This is a genomic window from Lachnoclostridium sp. An138 (genome assembly GCF_002160765.1).
Taxonomy (GTDB): Bacteria; Bacillota; Clostridia; order Lachnospirales; family Lachnospiraceae; genus Laedolimicola; species Laedolimicola faecalis.
Genome location: NZ_NFLF01000009.1, coordinates 1 through 17,549 on the forward strand (window position 1 = coordinate 1; position 17,549 = coordinate 17,549).

Here is a 17,549-nt window from a genome sequence, read left to right on the forward strand (position 1 = left end):
TGCGATTCCGTGCGCTTATGCGGTATTAGCAGTCATTTCTAACTGTTATCCCCCTGTATGAGGCAGGTTACCCACGCGTTACTCACCCGTCCGCCACTCAGTCAAATATCTCTTCATCCCGAAAGAATCAAAGATAAGTGCTTCGTTCGACTTGCATGTGTTAGGCACGCCGCCAGCGTTCATCCTGAGCCAGGATCAAACTCTCATGTTAAAGTTTTCTCCAGGTCAGAAATCGCTTCTGGCAATCTCTTTCCCGTTTACTGTTATAAATAGGTTTTGTTCTTTGAACAATTCTCTTAAGAATTTTCAAGGATTCTTAGCACTGTTCAGTTATCAAGGTTCGCTGTGCATCTCTCAGACGCAACTTTGACATTTTATCATGTCCGTTCCTGTTTGTCAACAACTTTTTTAACTTTTTTGAAGTTTTTGTTGTTTCCTTTTCAAGAACTCGTTGTCCCTCGAGACAGCTTAGTTAATTTACCACACTGGGAAACAAATGTCAACAGTTTTTTTCATTTTTTTATTTTTTTATTTTGCAGGAAATATTGAGAACCGCCTGGCTTTACTATCAATCTCAAAGACTGAGAAATTATGATATTATTATCATTTCAAAGGATATAACTTAATCTTATTGATTTTAGCTTTAAACTTATGCAAATCACTGCTTTTAAATCGTTTTCCATGTGCCGGGTAAATATACTCTACGTTTTCGCTCAATAATACTTGCCATGAATTTTCAAACTCTTTTTTATTTTCTATCCATATCGTTATCCTGTGTAGACTTGGCACACCGTTCATAGCGGCATCTCCACAGAATATCATGTTTTTCACCCTTAAAGAAATAGAGTCTGTCGTATGTCCTGGCGTAAATAATATTTTGCCAGACAACATCCTTTCTATTTCAGCAATATTATCTTTTGTTATACTAATCAGTCTGTTTGCGTAGGTTTCATTTACTGCAGGAAAAAGATGTTTTCCTTTACCCACTATTTTCATAATGTAACAGAAGAGCAAAGCTAATCTGCTGCTGCACCCCCCATTGAAAGAATTTTGCCCTTTGGCTAAAACTGAAAATGCCTTATCGCTTATAATACAAGTAATATTTAAATGTTTATCCAATACTTCTTTCAAAAAGCCTGCGTGGTCATCATGAGCGTGTGTCAGAAAAATATATTTGACATCATCCCATGAAATTCCTTGTCGTTTCATAGATGAAGTACACTTCTGATAACTATTTTCATATCCAGTATCAATCATTACATACCCATCTTTAATTCGATAAAGATATGTATTCATAACTCTGTTCCCTACATTATATATTTTCATATATGTTCTCCTATGTTCTCCGGCAAATTCATACCTATCGCTTTTTACTTCCGTCCACGCTGTAGGTTTGGATTTTCCAGTAAATCCGACTTCTGTGCAATTCTTTTCCGCGCTCTCCCTCCCTGTCTGCCCGACAAATGGAAATTTGCCCAATAAGCAGAGATTATCTTACATATATTTCTTTTCGATTAAATCCAACACTTCTTTAAATTCCGTTTCAGTTAATAATTTGACCCAGCGCCCATAATGCATTTCTTCAAATCCGGCTTCGTACGTTTTCTCTGAATTTGGGCTATCTAATAAAAAGAGTGCTGGCACACTCTCTCCCATTATTCGCTCATATCCTGTTTCGCAAAGTACACCCTTATATACAATTTTCAAACCATCCCGCCCTTTCACCAATTACGATTTGTCTCTTTGCATTTATCATACTACCACAATTCCGAGAGCGTGGAAACAGCCTGTTTTCAGGCCGATTTCCTATCTTTCGGATATACGGGGCGGGCGGTCATTTAGGTGTAGACTTAAAGTAGTTCATCGATGGACAGCACCTTGAAAACAGAATATGGAGGACACTGGATTTAGGATCATAATAGTTCCAACCGCTGACACTCTGCAAAATATCAAAAGGCACTGACAGCTTTTGACCAATCACAATCTATGCTGTCAGCACCTCCGCTTTATGCTCTTATTTCTTTATACCTTAATTATTCATTCTTTTTCTCGTCCGGGCGCAGGATGTACAGCGTCTTCCCTTCCTTGATCGTCTCCAGCACCTGGATATCCCGGAGCTGCATTTTATCCGTCTTCAGCGGATTGCGGTCCAGAATTACCATATCGGCCAGCTTGCCCGCCTCCAGCGTGCCTTTCCGCTCCTCTTCATGATAAGCATAGGCGCCGTGGATAGTTACGCCTTTGAGCGCCTCATAGACGCCGATACACTGTTCCTGTCCGATGGGCTTCCCGCTTCTCGTAACGCGGTTTACCGCGCACCATACCGTGTGCAGCATATCCGGCTCCACCACCGGAGTATCCTGATGGAAGTTGTAAATCAGCCCCCGTTCCATGGCAGCCCGGGCCGGACTGATATGCGCGCCCCGCACAGAGCCCAGATTTTTCAGATGCACGTCTCCCCAGTACCAGGTATGCGCCACGAATATGGACGGAATCATGCCGAGCTCTTTCATTTCATCCAGCTGGTCGTCTCCCACGGTCTGGCAGTGAATCATGACAGGCCGCAGGGCCCGGATTTTCTCCGGATTTTCAGGGGTCTTTGCGGCAGCTTTTTCAAAGGCTGCCAGATACTGGCCGGAGGCCGCGTCTCCATTGCAGTGGGCCAGGAGCTGATACCCTTTCTCCACAGCCGTCTCCACCCAGCGGTCTGTCTCCTCCTGCGTGTGGGCCGGGTAGCCGCAATAAGTCTCTTCCCCCTCATAAGGCTTCCGAAGCCATGCGGAGCGTCCCTGGGGCGAGCCGTCAAGAATGAGCTTCGCTCCTCCGATTTTCAGCCTGTTATGGTACTTTTGATAATATTCCGGATACTCTTCAGCTGTCTTTTCCAGATCGTCCGCCAGCACATAAGACACCACATCCAAATGGAACACCTGCTCTTTTGCGCACTCTGCCAGCTTCTGAAAACCGGAGGCATTGGTGGAGCCATCCTGCACTGTGGTGATTCCGTATTTCAGGTAGATCTGCTGCGCCTTTTCCAACTGCCGCGCGAAATCCGCCTTCACTCTGGAGAACACCGGAATCAGAACCTTCACCATAGCCGGGACTTCCTCAATGTAGCCATTCGGCGTCCCATCTTCCTCCCGGCCGAATTTTCCGCCCTCCGGGTCCGGCGTATCCGCTGTAATCCCGCACTCCCGCAGAAGCACGCTGTTCGCCACACACATATGGCCGGAAGTATGCAGGATGCAGACAGGAATGGTGTCGGACACCCTGTCCAGGACCTCTTTCGTGGGATGCTGCTGCTCGTCCAGAAAATTATGGTCATATCCGTAGCCCACCAGAACCTCTCCTTCTGCCAGCCGCTTTTCTTTCAGCCAGTCAGAAAGCGTCACCGCCAGGTCCTTAAAGCTGGTGCATTTCCCCAGATTCGCAAAATCCGTATACTGGGCCAGCATGGCAATATGACTGTGGGGATCGATAAAGGATGGCATCAGCGTCTTTCCTTCCAGATCGATCTCTTCCGCGCCCGGCAGACACTGCCGCCGCGCCTCCGCAAGCTCTCCCACATAGCTGATTTTTCCGTCAGTGACCAGAACCGCCTCCGGCGCGTCCGTCTCTTCCCGCATGGTGACGATATCTCCGCCATAATATAATTTCTGCATGAAACCCGTTCTCCTTTCCCGTCATTCTGTCTGCGCTGTCCAAAAAGGCTGACGCAGGATCATCATCTTATGTATCAGTATACACAAATTTGGTCCAAAGACACAGTCTCTGGACCAAATTTTTAGAAAGCCGCAGTCTGCGGCTGAACCGGATTTATTTCAGCTCGGGCCAGTATTCCTTATTGGCCTCAATCATATCATCCAGGATCTCCTTTGCCACTTTCATGCTCGGCACTGTCTTGTTCAGGGTAAACGCCTGCAGCACCTTTTCATAGGAGCCTTCGATGCAGCCCTCTACCAGCAGTTTCTCGCTGTTTAACTGCTGCATCATCAGACCCTGCTGGAACAGCGGGATCTCATTCTGCGCGATAACCTCCGGTCCCTTCTTTCCGATATAGGCCGGAACCTCGACCATAGCGTCATAGGGCATGTTCGGGATCGCGCCGCGGTTCTCGGTGATAACCAGGAAACGGGCCTTCGTATCATTCTTCAGCGCAATCGCCAGATCGGCAATCCAGTCGCCGTGGCTTCCCGCGTAGAATACGCTCTCGTCGATCTCGCCGGTTGCCAGATATCTGTCGATTCCGTCAAAGAGATTTTTCTCTCTGGTCTCCATAACCTCGTTGGCGCGGGTATGGGTCGGATCGGAATGCTCTACGAATTCCTTCTGCTGCAGATAATAGTTCAGGTAGGTATTCGGCAGGGTCTCCGGGAAATTCTGCATGATCTCATAAACGCCCTTCCATACATAATACCAGCTTCCCTTTGTGTGGCGGTTTCCACCGCTGCTGCCGCTGCTGGTCAGAGCCTGCTTATCCTTTAAGTAAGCCGCCGGAAGCAGAATCTCCTGCTCCATAATGTAGTCGCGCAGCTTCGGCATCACATCCTCGCCCTTGTACTCGATGGAGGTAAACCAGCCAAAATGATTCAGTCCGTAATAATCATATACCAAATCCTTTTTATTCACCTCAAGCGCCGCAGCTACCACATCAATGATGGCAATAGGCATGTCACAGATGTTGATAATACGGGCGTTCGGACGCAGCTTTCTGCACGCCTCGGATACGATGGACGCCGGGTTGGAATAGTTCAGAATCCAGTAGGTGGGTTTCGCGTATTTCTCCACATCATCAATCACTTTGATCATGGGGAAGATGGTACGCATGCCGTATGCCATTCCGCCGCAGCCGCAGGTCTCCTGTCCCACACAGCCGTGCTTCAGCGGAATTTTTTCGTCCATCTCTCTCATGGCGTATTTTCCCACACGCATCTGGGCAAAGATGAAATCTGCGTCTGTGTATGCTTCCTTCTCATCATAGGTAACGGTAAGCTTGATTCCGCTCTTCAGATCCTCTTCCAGAATCCATTTTACCAACACGCCCAGCTTGTCCTGACGCTCTCTGTCAATATCAAAGAGACGGATCTCGTCTACTTCCAGCTCGTCCTTGCGGAGCGCGATTGATTTCACAATTCCGGGTGTAAAGGTACTTCCGCCGCCGACAATAGTAATAATCATTTATTTTTCCTCCTGACTTCTGTTTTAAATGGTTTTCAGGTAATCTTCCACTGCGTTCCGCAGCTCGGCAACCTGCAGGCCGATGATAATCTGGATATCGTCGCCCTTCTTTACAATACCGCTGTTGGGCACCTTGTTAATCAGCTCATCCTTTAAGAGAGAGGGTTCCTTCACATTTACTCTCAGGCGGGTAAAGCAGTTCTCTGTGCTGTTGATATTCTCCTTGCCGCCAAGTCCTTCTACCAGACTTGCCACATTGGCTGTAAGAGCGCTTGCCTTGGAGCTCTTACCGGTTTCCGCAGCTGTGGGAGCGATGCCTTCCGCTTCCGCAAGGGCCGCGTCCACATCCTCGCGTCCCGGAGTCTTCAGGTTGAACTTCTTAATAAGGAAAGTGAACAGTACAAAGTAAACAACAATCTGAATCACAGCAAGCACATACATCATGGGCCAGTTTGTCTTCTCCGTACCTGCGGCCAGGTTGGTCAGGAAGGAAGTGATAATATTTCCTCCGCAGAACGCAGTTACGTTAAAGATCTTCAGCAGCGCGATAAACAGGCCGGCAATCGCCGCATGCAGTACAAACAGCACCGGAGCCGCAAAGATAAACATGAAATCGATAGGCTCCGTAATACCCGCGATACAGGAAGTAATTACCAGCGGAATCAGGGTCGCGCGGACACGCTTCTTGTTTTCCGGACGGGCTGTGTGAATAAACGCCGCCACAATACCGATATATCCAAACATCTTGGTGAAGCCGATTGCCATATAATAAATGCTGTCGGACATCTGCGTCACATTCGGCATGTTCAGCTCTGTCATGGCGATGGCATAAGCTCCCGCCACAGTGGTATCGCCGAGCTGAAGGACTCCGCCCAGGTCAGAGAACTGGAACGGTGTGTAAACCAGGTGGTGAAGACCCGTCGGAATCAGCAGTCTCTCCAGGAAACCATACAGGAAGAGGCCGAAGGCTCCGCTGCCGCTGATAACATTTGCCAGCGCAGAGATTCCGGACTGAACTACCGGCCATACCAGGTTGCTCAGAGCGCCGAATACCATGGACACGAAAATCATAATCAGGAAAGAGAAGCGCACGCCGGAAAACATCTGCATGGCGCCGTTGAACCTCTTATTGTAGGTGCGGTTAAATACATACGCCGTCAGACAGCCCAGGATAATGCCGCCGAACACGCTCATATCCACGCACTGGATGCCCAGGATTTCAGTCTGACCCGTTCCCACAAGGCCGAGCATCTCATTGGGCTCTGCCAGCTGTCCCATGGTGCTCAGGAGCACGTTGGAAGTGGTCAGATACATCAGATAGGACATCAGTCCGATAATGCCTGCGTGATGCTTGTCTTTCTTCGCCATAGCCGCCGGAATACCGATGACAAACAGCACGGCCAGGTTGTTGACAATAACATAGATAGTCTGATACATCAGATTTCCAAGAATCTGAATCGGAGCCCATTTCAGGAACGGCAGAGCTCCCGAAATAGCTGAATTGGTGAGCAGCGCGCCGATTGCCAGGATCAGGCCGCCCACAGAAAGATACATCAGTGGCTGCAGCATGGCTTTGGAAAAGTTCTCCAAAGCTCCCATAATCTTTTTCTTCATAACAGTATTTCTCCTTTGAAACTTTTTTAACTCTTTAAAAGCTGTTTAAAAGCCATAAACAGCTAATAAAATATCTTGCTCAGATGTACCAGCAGGTACACCTCTTCCTGGGCGTTCAGGGTATAATCAAAATTATCCCGGATATACTCCTTTAGCCTCTCCATACACTTTCTGTTCTGCTTATGCTTTTTCAGAAGCATCTCATGAAGCCCTTCCATATCGTCGTCGGTCCACTGCACCTGCTGAAAAATGCGCTGTGCCAGAAATTTCAGATGAGTGGTCAGACGCACCGTGTCAATCTGGTCCGGGTCCAGCTCTACTCCGTAGGTATCACGGATAATATCCATGCATCCTTTGGTAAGCTTCAGAGTATTATAGGTCATCTCGCGGTTCATGGACGCGCTCGCGAGCTGCAGCGCAATATAGCCCGCCTCATAATCCGGCAGCCGCACACCGCAGCGGAGCTCGATCTGATCCAGGGCCCATCTTCCCGCTTCAAATTCCCTGGGATAGAGAAGCCGGGTCTCTGCCAGCATCAGATAAGGCAGGTCAATTCCCTGCTCATATCGTTCGATGGCAAAGCAGATGTGGTCAATCAGCGACACCAGCAGCTGATCTTTCAGCTCCAGCCCTTTCCCCCGCGCATATTTCAGAATATCTTCCGCCGCGCGGATCGCATCCGGTCCCGCATCCTTCATGAGCTGCAGAAACTTTGTCTGAAACTCACTCTGTATGTAATAGGTTTTTTCTATCTTCCGCTCATCGATGGTATCTCCGGGCTTTTTGGCAAAGCCTACTCCGGAGCCGACCAGAACGACCTCACGCCCGTCCGGCTGTACCGCCGACACAGCATTATTGTTATATACCTTTACGGCTTCCATCTCACTTAAAGTCCCCACTCGCTCAAAGATTTTACCGGCTGCATTCAATTACGGTATCAACATTCTTTTTCACCTGCTGTCCGCCAGCCAGCGTTTTAAACTGATACTGTCCGGGATTCAGAAGGATCAGCATGGTAGTCATATCGATTCCCTTCTTCTCCATAAACGCGGCGTCAAAACGAATCAGAGGCTCTCCCTTCTTCACCTGGTCTCCCTGGGAAACCAGAGCCTCAAAGCCCTCTCCCTTCAGAGCAACCGTATCAATGCCGATATGCACCATCAGCTCAAGTCCATCATCCCTTGTCATGCCAAACGCATGAAGCGTCTCCGCCAGCATGGACACTGTTCCGTCACAGGGAGCCGCAATCACACAGTCCTCCGGAACAATGGCAATTCCATCTCCCAGCGCCTTTCCGGAAAATACCGGATCGTTAACCTCCTCCAGGGGAATACAGCGTCCGTCCGTCATAGCTGTAAGCTCCAGACCTGTTTTTTCCAAATCAGGTTTTTTCTTAAAAAACTGAAACATTCTCATCCTCCCTTTTGCCTGCGCGCCTCCCTGTCCCTGGCAGTCCGGCCGAAACTGCCGCACAAAAAAGGCATGAATCCTCCTCCGTAGAGAAGAGAACTCATGCCTGATTTAACAGTAACACGCATCTCAAATTTTGTTATCATTATAGTAATTGCAGCAGTAAATGTCAAGTAAATTTTGTATCATTCTTCTTTTTGTCAGTTTTAACAATTTTATTTCCGTGTTTTTGTGCAATTTACCTTATACAATCGCAAGCACCCCGGAAACAATCAGAAGCACATACGTCAGTTTCAGGAACGTCTCCTGATCAATCCGCTTCACCAGTTTTGTCCCGGCCCAAATCCCGGCAAACAGCGGAATCATTCCCACCAGACACAAAAAGATCACCTGGGAATTGAAATAGCCGGACTGAATCTGATTTCCTGTAATATAGCAGCCGATAGTCACCCAAAGCATGGCCATAGTGGCCCGGAACTCCTCTTTCTTTTTCAGAGCGGAAGAAGCATAAATAACGAGCAGAGCTCCGCCGGACACAAACATTCCGTGAATCACGCCGGCCGCCAGAATCACGCACAGCATCCCCGCCGTTCGAAGCGGAAATCCCTTTTTCTTTACAGATACAGACGCCGCAGACGCAGGAAGCCCGTCCGCCTGTCCTGTCTCCGCTGTCTGCGGATTTGTCTGCTGATTTTCTTCAGTCTGCGGAGCTTCCGCCCCCCGCACCCGGGACAATCCGCTTTTCTTCATCAGCCTCTGTCCGAACAGCTTCCACAAGGCAATGCAGAGAATCATGACGCCATACAGTGTCAGAAGCTGCTGAATCGGGAACGCCTCAAAAATTTTCATTCCCGCAAACATTCCCACCACCATGAGAACCGCCATCTTCCCAAACTCTTTCCAGTTAATATGCCGGAAACCGGTCAGAACAATCAACAGGCAGGAAAGCTGATCAAGAACCGCCAGAACCGACTTGGCCTCGTCCACTCCAAGAAGCTGCATACTGGGCGGCATGGCCAGAAGCGTTCCCGCAAAGCCTGTGATAGCCTGAATCAGATTTGCCCCAAACAAAATCAGGAAAAACAGAATTTCTCTCCATGTCACTGTCATATCTTCTCCCTCCCGTGCGTCCCGGGCGGTCTATCGCCGCCCGCTTTTCGACAGTCTGTAAAAGCTCTGCCTTTTTGAAACACAGCAAAAAAGGCACAACCAAAATATATGCCTGCGCATATTTTCCGGTCATGCCTGATTTAACAGTAACACTCTGCGGTTAATGATAAACGGTTTCCCTGCGTTTGTCAAGAAGGCTTTTATTTTTCCTTTCCCACATACTCCCGAATCTTCTGATCCAGCTCCGGAAGAGCCTTCTTCAGCGATACCAGTTTTCCATCTTTTATAAAGCCATGGCGGGAAGAAGCCTTTGTGCAGATTTCTCCCGAATCCACATTCACGAACTCATACCCTAGTTCCAGAACCGCTCCGTTGTATTTGGTGACAAATACACGAATCTCCGCCTCATCGTCAAAACGGAAACTCTTCTTATAATCGACAGAGATGCCCGCCACGGGCGACTGAATCCCCTGCTCCTCCATTTCCCGGTAGCCCAGTCCCAGCAGGTCCATGAAGCGTACCCTCGCTTCTTCCATCCACTTTACATAATTGGAGTGATGGATGATTCCCATCTGATCTGTCTCATGATATTGCGCTCTTCTCTTGTAGACAAACATGTTTCTCGTCCTTTCCTTTTATCATACCGTACATTACAGAAGGCCAAACAAGATATTTTCCCGGTACAGCCATGTAAGTATCCGGCTGTCTGATATCATGGCAAACATTTCTTCTCCCCAGTTGGTAGGCGAAAAGACCGTAACCACAAAAAAGAAAATCCAGACCACCAGCAGACCTTCCCCAAATCCAAAGACCAGGCCAGCCAGCTTATTGATGCCGTGAAGCACCGGGAGCTTTGCCGCAAGCCCCAGCGAAAACGCAATGCCGCGCACCAGGACTCCCGCCAGCAGAAGTGTAATCAGAAACGCGAAGGTCTGCAGAATCTGTTCAGCCAGATATCCGCTCACCGCGTCTCCCAGCCCAAGCATCTGCAGCGTATCCAAAAGCTCTGCGTCGCTGGCATTGATGCTGTTCTGAAGCATGGTATAAATGCCGGTATGTTCCTTCAGGAACTCTGCCACAAGCGGCGATGCCACAGAAGTGAGAACCAGCGTAAGCACCAGGCTCACAATTCCCACCAGTTTTTTGATAAATCCCTTTCGATGTCCGTCCCAGGCAGCCAGTATCAAAAAGACCACCACTGCAGGCAGCAACCAATTCATATGTTTTTCTCCTTATTTCAGCTTGATAGTATCTGTCCGATCCGAAAACACAACGACATATCTCTGGAAGCCAGACGTTTTATACAAATCCGCAATAGCAGTGTCAAAGGCCCCCGCATATTTCAGCACTCCCTGCCCACTGTAGATCTCACACTCTGTATCTCCGTAAAGGATCAGCATATTTCCGGAGAATTTAGCCTGCGTATATTTTAAATCCGTCCGCAGAGACAGCGTCAGCCGTCCGGAAGTATCATATACATTTACCTGATATCGTCCTTCCTCTTCTTCTGTCTGCCGGCTCCTCTCCGTATTCTCCGTCTTTTCCGCATTTTCTGTATTCTCTGTACTCTTCCCGGTCTCCGTATCCTCTTCCTCTGCCGCCGTATCTTCTGCCGCCGCTTCGTCTCCAGAGCTTCCGGGGTCTTCCGTTCCCGCCTCTGCGTCTCCACTTTCGGCGTCTTCTCCGCTTTCAGCGTTTTCGGCGCTTCCAGTTTCTTCCGCGTCTTCTCCTGCGCTGTCGTTTCCCGTGTCTTCCGTATTCTCTGAAGCCGCCGCAGGCTCCTCCATCTCTTCCGGATTCTGGGATTCTTCTGTAATGATTCCTACCCGGTCCTCTCCGAAAAAGACGCTTAGTATCTCAGCATTTACCGCGACTGCGGAGGCTTCCTCCGGAATCTCCGCTCCCTCATAATAGATAATCCCCTGCTCGGAGACTGCCGCGCATACGGAGCTGCTCAGATACTCCACTCTTGGAATAATCATATCCTCATAAACCACAGAGGACACAATTTTATCTACAAAATTGGCTCCCACCGAACCAAAATTATAAAAAACGATGCAGCTTCCCGCTGTGCCCCCCTGCACCTGCAGATAAGATACAGCCAGCTTCGTTCCATCCGGGGAAACGCTGATGGAAAGAGGCTGCCCGGTTTCATCCAGGCTGCATCTGGATTCTGCCAGCATATTTCCCTGCGCGTCATAGAGATAAATCCAGGAGACATCACTGCCGTTCAGCAGCAGAGCCGTAACCCCCTGGGAAGACACGCTGACCTGCTGAATCGGGAGCAGTGTGGTAATCTGTGTCAGAAGTCCCTGCGTATTGAATACATAGACTTCATTTCCCTGCTGGTCCGCAACAGCCGCCGAATTTCCGCATATATCCAGAATCGGATACTGCATATTATAGGTCTGGCTCCAGACCGCTTCATTCCGGGAATCAACACATGAGATTCCATCCCGGCTGTATCTGAGAAGGCGTCCATTGTATTCCGCATACTGTGTATTGACCGAACTTGTCTGCTCCACGGAGGAAACCACCTCGTAATCTGTATAAGTCCGGTTTCGGGACCAGATCCAGACGCCAAGAACGATTACCGCCGCAACAACCGCGGCTGTCAGGAAACGGATTCCCAGACCCGCGCGGTGCCGAAACAGCTTTTTCTTATATTCATCCATTTCGCCGTCTCCATGGGGAGGCGTTTTGTAAAGCTGCGTAATATTTGCCATTCGCCCTTTATCCTTTGATTTTTTCCTATATGATAGCATAAATCAATCACGGAAGCAAAAGTTTTTGTCCCACCAGAATATGGTCGCTGTCTTCTATCCCATTCAGACTGCAGATGGCATCTATCTGGTCATCCCGGCCGTAAATCTTACGGCTGATCTTCAGAAGGGTGTCCCCCTGCTGCACCGTATAGGTTTCCGGCGCCGTATTCTCAGACGTATCCTCCACAGCTGTCTCAGACGCCGCTTCCTCATCCGTCACTTCTTCTGCCGGTTCCTGTACCTGCGTACTCTCTCCGGAATTTTCTTCCGCCGGTTCCTGTACCTGCGCACTCTCTCCGGAATTTTCTTCCGCTGGTCCCTTTGTCTGCGCGGTATCTCCGGATGCACTATCTGCGGTCTGGGCCGCCGTATCATCCGCCGATGCGTCTGCATCTGCACCGTCTGCCGCGTCTTCTGAATCTCCCGCACTACTTTCAGAAGTGTCCCCTGCTTCCGTCTCCGCCGCCGCAGAAGACGCTTCTACCGCCGCATCGGACAGTTCGCTTCCATCTGCTCCGTTTTCCATGCCCGCACCTGCCGCGGCCTCCTGGTTCTCCAGAGCCCGGGAAATATCGCTGAGGGCCATTTCCAGCCCCTCCATTTTTTCATAATTATTGATCAGAGTAATTCCTATCACCAGCACAACCATCACAAGAAAGGTGCTGGCCGTATAGAGAAAGGTCATGACTCGTTTCTGGCCCGACAAATCCTTCTTTTCCTGTACGATAGCCCGGAAACTCTTAATCGCCCGATCTTCAAACTGCTCCCGGTCGTCGATGCTTTCACCGTCTCCCGTGTCTATCATATAGCGCTGCATCGCCTCATTACGCTCATAAAAAATGTAGTAACCTTTCTGGCGCGTCAGCCTTCCATTTTCATAAGCAAAGAAATCCTCGTCTCCGTCTGTAGGCTCCGCCACCATCAGAACCTTGTCCACACCGCCAAAATAATTGACATGTATCTTCGCCAGCCCCGGGTCCAGATCCATGGGATAGCCGGGCACAGAAAGAAACCAGCCCAGAATATCCTGCGCCGGAAAATATTCTTTAATCGTGCTGTAAACTTCAGCCCAAACCTCATCCGTGAAAGGGATTCCCCCTTCGCTGTACTCCAGATCTTTCAGCGCAACCGCGCTCTTGATAAACAGATAGGGAATTCCTCCCATACGCTCCGAATCGCCAAGCAGCACCGCTATCCGGCTGTTCAGCGCTTCTTCTTTCGCAAACCGTTTCAGATATGTAATCACATAATCCTCTATATAGATTTTCCGGTTTTCTTCCGGCTCTCCAATCTGCCGGACATTCTTCGGCAGATCCAGCTTCCGTTCCGGGCCGGTTTCCTTTGCCTTCTCTTTATAAACGAATTCAATCATGCTTTCACCTCATCTGCCCTCCATATTTGCCGGCCATATCTGGACATGCCCCGGCTGATTATCTGAATCATAGCACAGAGGTTCCGCGTGATTTATCGTATTTCGTCGAAGGAAACGGAATTTTTTTCGACATATTTTCTTCTGTTCCGGACTCCGCAGAGAGCTTCCGGGCTTTCTGTATTCCTGCAAAGCGCTATACTTTTTCTGGTTTTAATGTTAAAATAGATTCCGGCATAAAAGCGGCAGTCTTTTTCCGCAGATCCTGCAGCCGCTCTCAAAGAAATAAAACATTAAAACATCCGAAAGAAGGAATTCCCTTTGCAATTTCATTTTAACAAAAAACAACTGATCCGATGGTTTTATTACATCATCGGTATGCTGATTCTGGCCATGGGACTGACCCTGAACGCAGAATCAAACCTCGGAAGCTCTCCGATCATCTCCATTCCCTACACCCTCTCGTTTCTCTGGCCTGTAAGTTTTGCGAATCTGACTCTGGCCCTCTATGTTCTCTTTGTAATGCTGGAATTTATTCTGAAGGGGAAAAACCGGCGCTGGACCGACATCCTGCAGATCCCGCTCAGCATTGTCTTCACTCGTTTTCTGGACCTGTTCACAGCATGGTTTGATTTTACAGATTCCAGCTTTGCTTTGCGGCTGGCTGTTCTGACGGCTGCAATTATCCTGACAGGCGCCGGAGCCGCTCTGACTGTGGATATGAACCTGATCGCCAATCCTGGAGACGGTTTCGTGCAGGCTGTGTCCATGCGGATCGGAAAAGATCTGGGTACGGCAAAAAATCTTGTGGATATCAGCTGCGTTATTGTTTCCACGCTCATTGGTTTTGCGGCCGCCGGAAGGCTGGTGGGCGTGGGCCTCGGCACTCTCATCGCCATGATTGGCGTGGGACGCGTGATTGCGCTGTTTAACCACCTGTTTCAGGAGAAACTGAAGCGGCAGGCATTTCCCGGCTGAGACATGGCGGTGCCTGCGGAAAACTTCACGCGCAAAAAGCTCCCGGCGGTCTGTTTTGTGCAGACCCGCCCGGGAGCTTTTTATTCTTACCTCTTTTTTCTCTTATATCCGCTGTCCGCCGGTTTTATTTGAGCCAGTCTTTGATCTGCTCGTATACGCCGTTTCCATCCAGCTTATACTTCTCAAGCAGCTTTACAGCGGGACCGGACTCGCAGTAGGTGTCGTATACACCGATCTTCTTCACCGGAGTCGGCAGCTTCTCGCTTAACAGATCGCATACTGCGCTGCCCAGACCGCCGATTACGGAATGCTCCTCAGCCGTTACGACCTTGCCGGTCTTCTTCGCGGAGTTCAGGATAATCTCCTCATCCAGAGGCTTGATGGTGTGGATATTGATAACCTCTGCGGACACGCCGTCAGCAGCCAGCTTCTCAGCCGCTTCCAGAGCGCTGTTGACACAGAGACCTGTAGCCACGATCGTCAGATCGGTTCCCTCTCTCAGGAGAATTCCCTTTCCAATCTCAAATTTATAAGTAGCCTCGTCATTGAATACCGGAACTGCCAGTCTTCCGAAGCGGAGATAAACCGGTCCTACATATTCTGCCGCAGCCTTTACCGCCGCTCTCGCCTCTACATCATCTGCGGGGCAGATAACGGTCATGCCGGGAATCGTGCGCATCAGAGCGATGTCTTCATTGCACTGATGGGTAGCTCCATCCTCTCCTACGGATACGCCTGCATGGGTAGCTCCAATCTTCACGTTCAGATGGGGATATCCCACCGCATTGCGCACCTGCTCGTAAGCGCGGCCTGCCGCGAACATGGCAAATGTGCTGCAGAACGGAATCTTTCCGGTGGTAGCGACGCCTGCGGCGATCGCCATCATATTGGACTCTGCGATTCCGCAGTCAAAGAAACGATCCGGGAACGCCTTTTTGAACACGCCGGTCTTTGTGGCTCCTGCCAGGTCGGCATCCAGCACTATTATATTGGGATTCTCTTCGCCAAGCTCTTTCAGAGCGTTGCCGTAGCTCTCTCTCGTTGCAATCTTCTTTACTTCTGACATAATGCTTCACCTACCTTCTCCAAATCTGCCATTGCCACTGCGTACTGTTCATCGTTGGGCGCCGATCCGTGCCATGCCGCGTTATTCTCCATAAAGGATACGCCCTTGCCCTTGACCGTCTTCATGATAATCACTGTGGGCTGTCCCTTTACCGTCTTCGCCTCTGCGAAAGCGGCTCTGAGCTCATCGAAATCATGTCCGTTCACATTGATTACATGGAAACCGAAAGCCTTGAACTTCTCGTCGATCGGATACGGAGAGTTAACCTCGTCAATGGTTCCGTCGATCTGGAGATTGTTATTATCCACGATCACGCACAGGTTGTCCAGCTTCTTCGCGCTGGCAAACATGGAAGCCTCCCATACCTCGCCTTCCTGGAGCTCGCCGTCTCCCAGCAGGGTATACACACGGTAGCTGTCGCCAAATACCTTCGCGGAAAGCGCCATACCCACAGCCGCGGAAATGCCCTGGCCCAGAGAGCCGCTGGACATGTCAAGTCCCGGTGTGTGCTGCATACAGGGATGTCCCTGCAGATGTGAACCGATCTGACGCAGCGTCGTCAGGTCTTCCTTGGGAAAGAAGCCCCGCTCAGCCAGCGCAGAATACAGTCCCGGCGCCGTATGGCCCTTGGAAAGCACGAAGCGGTCACGGTCCGGCTTCTTCGGGTCCTTCGGATCAATATTCATCTCCTCAAAATACAGATATGTAAACACATCTGCTGCCGACAGGGAACCGCCCGGATGGCCGGACTTTGCGCTGTGAACGGCAGTAACGATGTCCTTACGGACTTCGTTAGCCATCTTTTGCAGTTCTAAATTCGTCATGTTTGTCCCACCTTTTAATATTTTTTTCACTCTCCGCCACGCAGAAATACCTTCCTCCCCACGCCGGCGAAATAAGCTTCTTTTTATAGTATACCGGGAGAAATCAGGCTGGTCAAGCGGTTCTTTCCCCAAATATTTTCCGTCACCATGCCCTGGGCGTAAATCCCAGGCCCAGATAAGCAGCCGCGCTCAGAACGCTCCAAATCACAACGGCCGCCAGCACTCCCCAGAGGATTTTATACTGTCCTTTTCTTTCCGTCTCTCTTCTCTGTCCCTTGATAAAATCCATTACAGTTCTATTCTTCCCTCCAGCGCGCGCAGAAGAGTTACCTCATCGATATATTCCAGATCGCCGCCTACCGGCACGCCGCTGGCGATTCTGCTGACCTTGATGCCTGTGGGCTTAATCAGTTTGCTGATATACATCGCCGTGGTCTCGCCCTCCAGGCTGGAATTCGTCGCGATAATAACCTCATCCACATCTCCCTGCAGGCGCGTCATCAGCTCCTTCAGCCGGATATCGCCCGGTCCGATACCCAGCATTGGGGAAATGGCCCCGTGCAGCACGTGATAAACCCCATCGTATTTTCCGGTCTTCTCATAGGCCGCCAGATCCCGGGTGTTCTCCACCACCATAATCATCCGGTGGTTCCTCCTGGGATTGCTGCAGATAGGGCAGAGCTCCTGGTCTGTCATCGTAAAGCACTCCCTGCAGTAGCGCACATTTTTCTTCGCGTCAATAATAGAATCCGCCAGAGCCTGCACCTTTTCCACAGGCATATTGACAATGTGAAAGGCCAGACGCTGGGCGGTCTTGCTCCCGATCCCCGGGAGTGAGGAAAGCTGTTCAATCAGCCTGCTGAGCTGACTTCCATAGTAATCCATCAGAACGGAAAGCCTCCGCCCAGGCCCCCGGTCAGCTTCGACATCACTGCAGCGGAATCTTCCTCCTGCTGCCGCAGAGCCTGATTCACCGCAGCCATAATCAGATCCTCCAGCATCTCCACATCATCCGGGTCCACTGCGTCGGGATCAATTTTTACCTTTGTAAGCTCTTTCTTTCCGGATACAGTCACCTCTACCGCGCCGCCTCCCGCAGCCGCCGTATACTCCTTCTCCTCCAGCGCCTTCTGGCTCTCCTCCATCTGGCGCTGCATTTTCTGCGCCTGCTTCATCAGATTATTCATGTTTCCGGGCATTCCCATGCCTCCGGGGAATCCACCTCTTTTTGCCAT

At 50.0% G+C, this 17,549-nt stretch carries 18 protein-coding genes and 1 rRNA gene; 1 reads left to right on the top strand and 18 read right to left on the bottom strand.

Going from position 1 to position 17,549, the window contains the following annotated elements:
* The 13 genes from B5E82_RS08930 to B5E82_RS08990 all read right to left on the bottom strand — a co-directional run.
* Nucleotides 1-211, bottom strand: a 16S ribosomal RNA gene (locus B5E82_RS08930); the annotation flags it as partial.
* A 392-nt stretch (nucleotides 212-603) separates the two neighbouring features.
* On the bottom strand, nucleotides 604-1,326 hold the full coding sequence (locus B5E82_RS08935; protein ID WP_242966285.1) for an MBL fold metallo-hydrolase: 723 nt from the start codon (nucleotides 1,324-1,326) through the stop codon (nucleotides 604-606).
* A 168-nt stretch (nucleotides 1,327-1,494) separates the two neighbouring features.
* Nucleotides 1,495-1,707, bottom strand: a complete 213-nt coding sequence (locus tag B5E82_RS08940; protein ID WP_140393109.1) for a hypothetical protein — start codon at nucleotides 1,705-1,707, stop codon at nucleotides 1,495-1,497.
* 326 nt (nucleotides 1,708-2,033) lie between these two features.
* Nucleotides 2,034-3,662 (bottom strand): amidohydrolase, encoded by a 1,629-nt coding sequence (locus B5E82_RS08945; protein ID WP_087307226.1) that lies wholly within the window; start codon nucleotides 3,660-3,662, stop codon nucleotides 2,034-2,036.
* 154 nt (nucleotides 3,663-3,816) lie between these two features.
* Nucleotides 3,817-5,178, bottom strand: coding sequence for a 6-phospho-alpha-glucosidase (locus B5E82_RS08950; RefSeq protein WP_087307227.1), 1,362 nt, complete (start codon nucleotides 5,176-5,178; stop codon nucleotides 3,817-3,819).
* Between the two features lie 24 nt (nucleotides 5,179-5,202).
* A complete protein-coding gene (locus B5E82_RS08955) occupies nucleotides 5,203-6,792 on the bottom strand; it encodes a PTS transporter subunit EIIC (RefSeq protein ID WP_087307228.1) in 1,590 nt (529 codons plus the stop codon).
* A gap of 62 nt (nucleotides 6,793-6,854) precedes the next feature.
* Complete coding sequence (locus tag B5E82_RS08960) at nucleotides 6,855-7,673, bottom strand: PRD domain-containing protein (protein ID WP_087307229.1); 819 nt, start codon at nucleotides 7,671-7,673, stop codon at nucleotides 6,855-6,857.
* Nucleotides 7,674-7,704: 31 nt separating this feature from the next.
* Nucleotides 7,705-8,202, bottom strand: coding sequence for a PTS sugar transporter subunit IIA (locus B5E82_RS08965; RefSeq protein ID WP_162610748.1), 498 nt, complete (start codon nucleotides 8,200-8,202; stop codon nucleotides 7,705-7,707).
* Between the two features lie 243 nt (nucleotides 8,203-8,445).
* Nucleotides 8,446-9,312 carry a sulfite exporter TauE/SafE family protein gene (locus B5E82_RS08970; protein ID WP_087307231.1) on the bottom strand — a complete coding sequence of 289 codons (867 nt, stop codon included), beginning with the start codon at nucleotides 9,310-9,312 and terminating at the stop codon, nucleotides 8,446-8,448.
* 200 nt (nucleotides 9,313-9,512) lie between these two features.
* Nucleotides 9,513-9,929: an acyl-CoA thioesterase gene (locus B5E82_RS08975; protein ID WP_087307232.1), complete on the bottom strand. Its 417-nt coding sequence runs from the start codon at nucleotides 9,927-9,929 to the stop codon at nucleotides 9,513-9,515.
* Between the two features lie 33 nt (nucleotides 9,930-9,962).
* Nucleotides 9,963-10,532 carry a CvpA family protein gene (locus tag B5E82_RS08980; protein ID WP_087307233.1) on the bottom strand — a complete coding sequence of 190 codons (570 nt, stop codon included), beginning with the start codon at nucleotides 10,530-10,532 and terminating at the stop codon, nucleotides 9,963-9,965.
* A gap of 12 nt (nucleotides 10,533-10,544) precedes the next feature.
* Nucleotides 10,545-12,038, bottom strand: coding sequence for a DUF5711 family protein (locus B5E82_RS08985; protein ID WP_087307234.1), 1,494 nt, complete (start codon nucleotides 12,036-12,038; stop codon nucleotides 10,545-10,547).
* Between the two features lie 46 nt (nucleotides 12,039-12,084).
* Nucleotides 12,085-13,449, bottom strand: coding sequence for a LysM peptidoglycan-binding domain-containing protein (locus B5E82_RS08990; RefSeq protein WP_087307235.1), 1,365 nt, complete (start codon nucleotides 13,447-13,449; stop codon nucleotides 12,085-12,087).
* Nucleotides 13,450-13,767: 318 nt separating this feature from the next.
* On the opposite strand from B5E82_RS08990, the gene B5E82_RS09000 reads away from it, so the two are divergent.
* A complete protein-coding gene (locus B5E82_RS09000; RefSeq protein ID WP_242966286.1) occupies nucleotides 13,768-14,424 on the top strand; it encodes a YczE/YyaS/YitT family protein in 657 nt (218 codons plus the stop codon).
* A 124-nt stretch (nucleotides 14,425-14,548) separates the two neighbouring features.
* Here the strand turns inward: B5E82_RS09000 and B5E82_RS09005 are convergent, their stop codons facing one another.
* From B5E82_RS09005 to B5E82_RS09020, 5 genes are all read right to left on the bottom strand, one after another.
* Nucleotides 14,549-15,490 carry a transketolase family protein gene (locus B5E82_RS09005; RefSeq protein ID WP_087307237.1) on the bottom strand — a complete coding sequence of 314 codons (942 nt, stop codon included), beginning with the start codon at nucleotides 15,488-15,490 and terminating at the stop codon, nucleotides 14,549-14,551.
* Nucleotides 15,478-16,314 carry a transketolase gene (locus B5E82_RS09010; RefSeq protein ID WP_087307238.1) on the bottom strand — a complete coding sequence of 279 codons (837 nt, stop codon included), beginning with the start codon at nucleotides 16,312-16,314 and terminating at the stop codon, nucleotides 15,478-15,480. Before B5E82_RS09010 ends, B5E82_RS09005 begins: the two co-directional genes overlap by 13 nt.
* A 142-nt stretch (nucleotides 16,315-16,456) precedes the next feature.
* Nucleotides 16,457-16,603 carry a hypothetical protein gene (locus tag B5E82_RS18115; protein WP_162610749.1) on the bottom strand — a complete coding sequence of 49 codons (147 nt, stop codon included), beginning with the start codon at nucleotides 16,601-16,603 and terminating at the stop codon, nucleotides 16,457-16,459.
* Nucleotides 16,603-17,199, bottom strand: a complete 597-nt coding sequence (gene recR, locus B5E82_RS09015; protein WP_087307239.1) for a recombination mediator RecR — start codon at nucleotides 17,197-17,199, stop codon at nucleotides 16,603-16,605. Before recR ends, B5E82_RS18115 begins: the two co-directional genes overlap by 1 nt.
* Nucleotides 17,199-17,549, bottom strand: coding sequence for a YbaB/EbfC family nucleoid-associated protein (locus tag B5E82_RS09020; protein ID WP_087307240.1), 351 nt, complete (start codon nucleotides 17,547-17,549; stop codon nucleotides 17,199-17,201). The genes recR and B5E82_RS09020 overlap by 1 nt, the downstream gene beginning before the upstream one ends.

What these genes read in the sequence shown, in the direction of transcription:
- B5E82_RS09010 (WP_087307238.1), bottom strand. Translation starts at nt 16,314, where the DNA reads ATGACGAATTTAGAACTGCAAAAGATGGCTAACGAAGTCCGTAAGGAC.
- B5E82_RS08945 (WP_087307226.1), bottom strand. Translation starts at nt 3,662, where the DNA reads ATGCAGAAATTATATTATGGCGGAGATATCGTCACCATGCGGGAAGAG.
- B5E82_RS08985 (WP_087307234.1), bottom strand. Translation starts at nt 12,038, where the DNA reads ATGGCAAATATTACGCAGCTTTACAAAACGCCTCCCCATGGAGACGGC.
- B5E82_RS08960 (WP_087307229.1), bottom strand. Translation starts at nt 7,673, where the DNA reads ATGGAAGCCGTAAAGGTATATAACAATAATGCTGTGTCGGCGGTACAG.
- B5E82_RS08935 (WP_242966285.1), bottom strand. Translation starts at nt 1,326, where the DNA reads ATGAAAATATATAATGTAGGGAACAGAGTTATGAATACATATCTTTAT.
- B5E82_RS08975 (WP_087307232.1), bottom strand. Translation starts at nt 9,929, where the DNA reads ATGTTTGTCTACAAGAGAAGAGCGCAATATCATGAGACAGATCAGATG.
- B5E82_RS09020 (WP_087307240.1), bottom strand. Translation starts at nt 17,549, where the DNA reads ATGGCAAAAAGAGGTGGATTCCCCGGAGGCATGGGAATGCCCGGAAAC.
- B5E82_RS08990 (WP_087307235.1), bottom strand. Translation starts at nt 13,449, where the DNA reads ATGATTGAATTCGTTTATAAAGAGAAGGCAAAGGAAACCGGCCCGGAA.
- B5E82_RS08980 (WP_087307233.1), bottom strand. Translation starts at nt 10,532, where the DNA reads ATGAATTGGTTGCTGCCTGCAGTGGTGGTCTTTTTGATACTGGCTGCC.
- B5E82_RS08955 (WP_087307228.1), bottom strand. Translation starts at nt 6,792, where the DNA reads ATGAAGAAAAAGATTATGGGAGCTTTGGAGAACTTTTCCAAAGCCATG.
- B5E82_RS08965 (WP_162610748.1), bottom strand. Translation starts at nt 8,202, where the DNA reads ATGTTTCAGTTTTTTAAGAAAAAACCTGATTTGGAAAAAACAGGTCTG.
- B5E82_RS09005 (WP_087307237.1), bottom strand. Translation starts at nt 15,490, where the DNA reads ATGTCAGAAGTAAAGAAGATTGCAACGAGAGAGAGCTACGGCAACGCT.
- B5E82_RS18115 (WP_162610749.1), bottom strand. Translation starts at nt 16,603, where the DNA reads ATGGATTTTATCAAGGGACAGAGAAGAGAGACGGAAAGAAAAGGACAG.
- B5E82_RS08950 (WP_087307227.1), bottom strand. Translation starts at nt 5,178, where the DNA reads ATGATTATTACTATTGTCGGCGGCGGAAGTACCTTTACACCCGGAATT.
- B5E82_RS08970 (WP_087307231.1), bottom strand. Translation starts at nt 9,312, where the DNA reads ATGACAGTGACATGGAGAGAAATTCTGTTTTTCCTGATTTTGTTTGGG.
- recR (WP_087307239.1), bottom strand. Translation starts at nt 17,199, where the DNA reads ATGGATTACTATGGAAGTCAGCTCAGCAGGCTGATTGAACAGCTTTCC.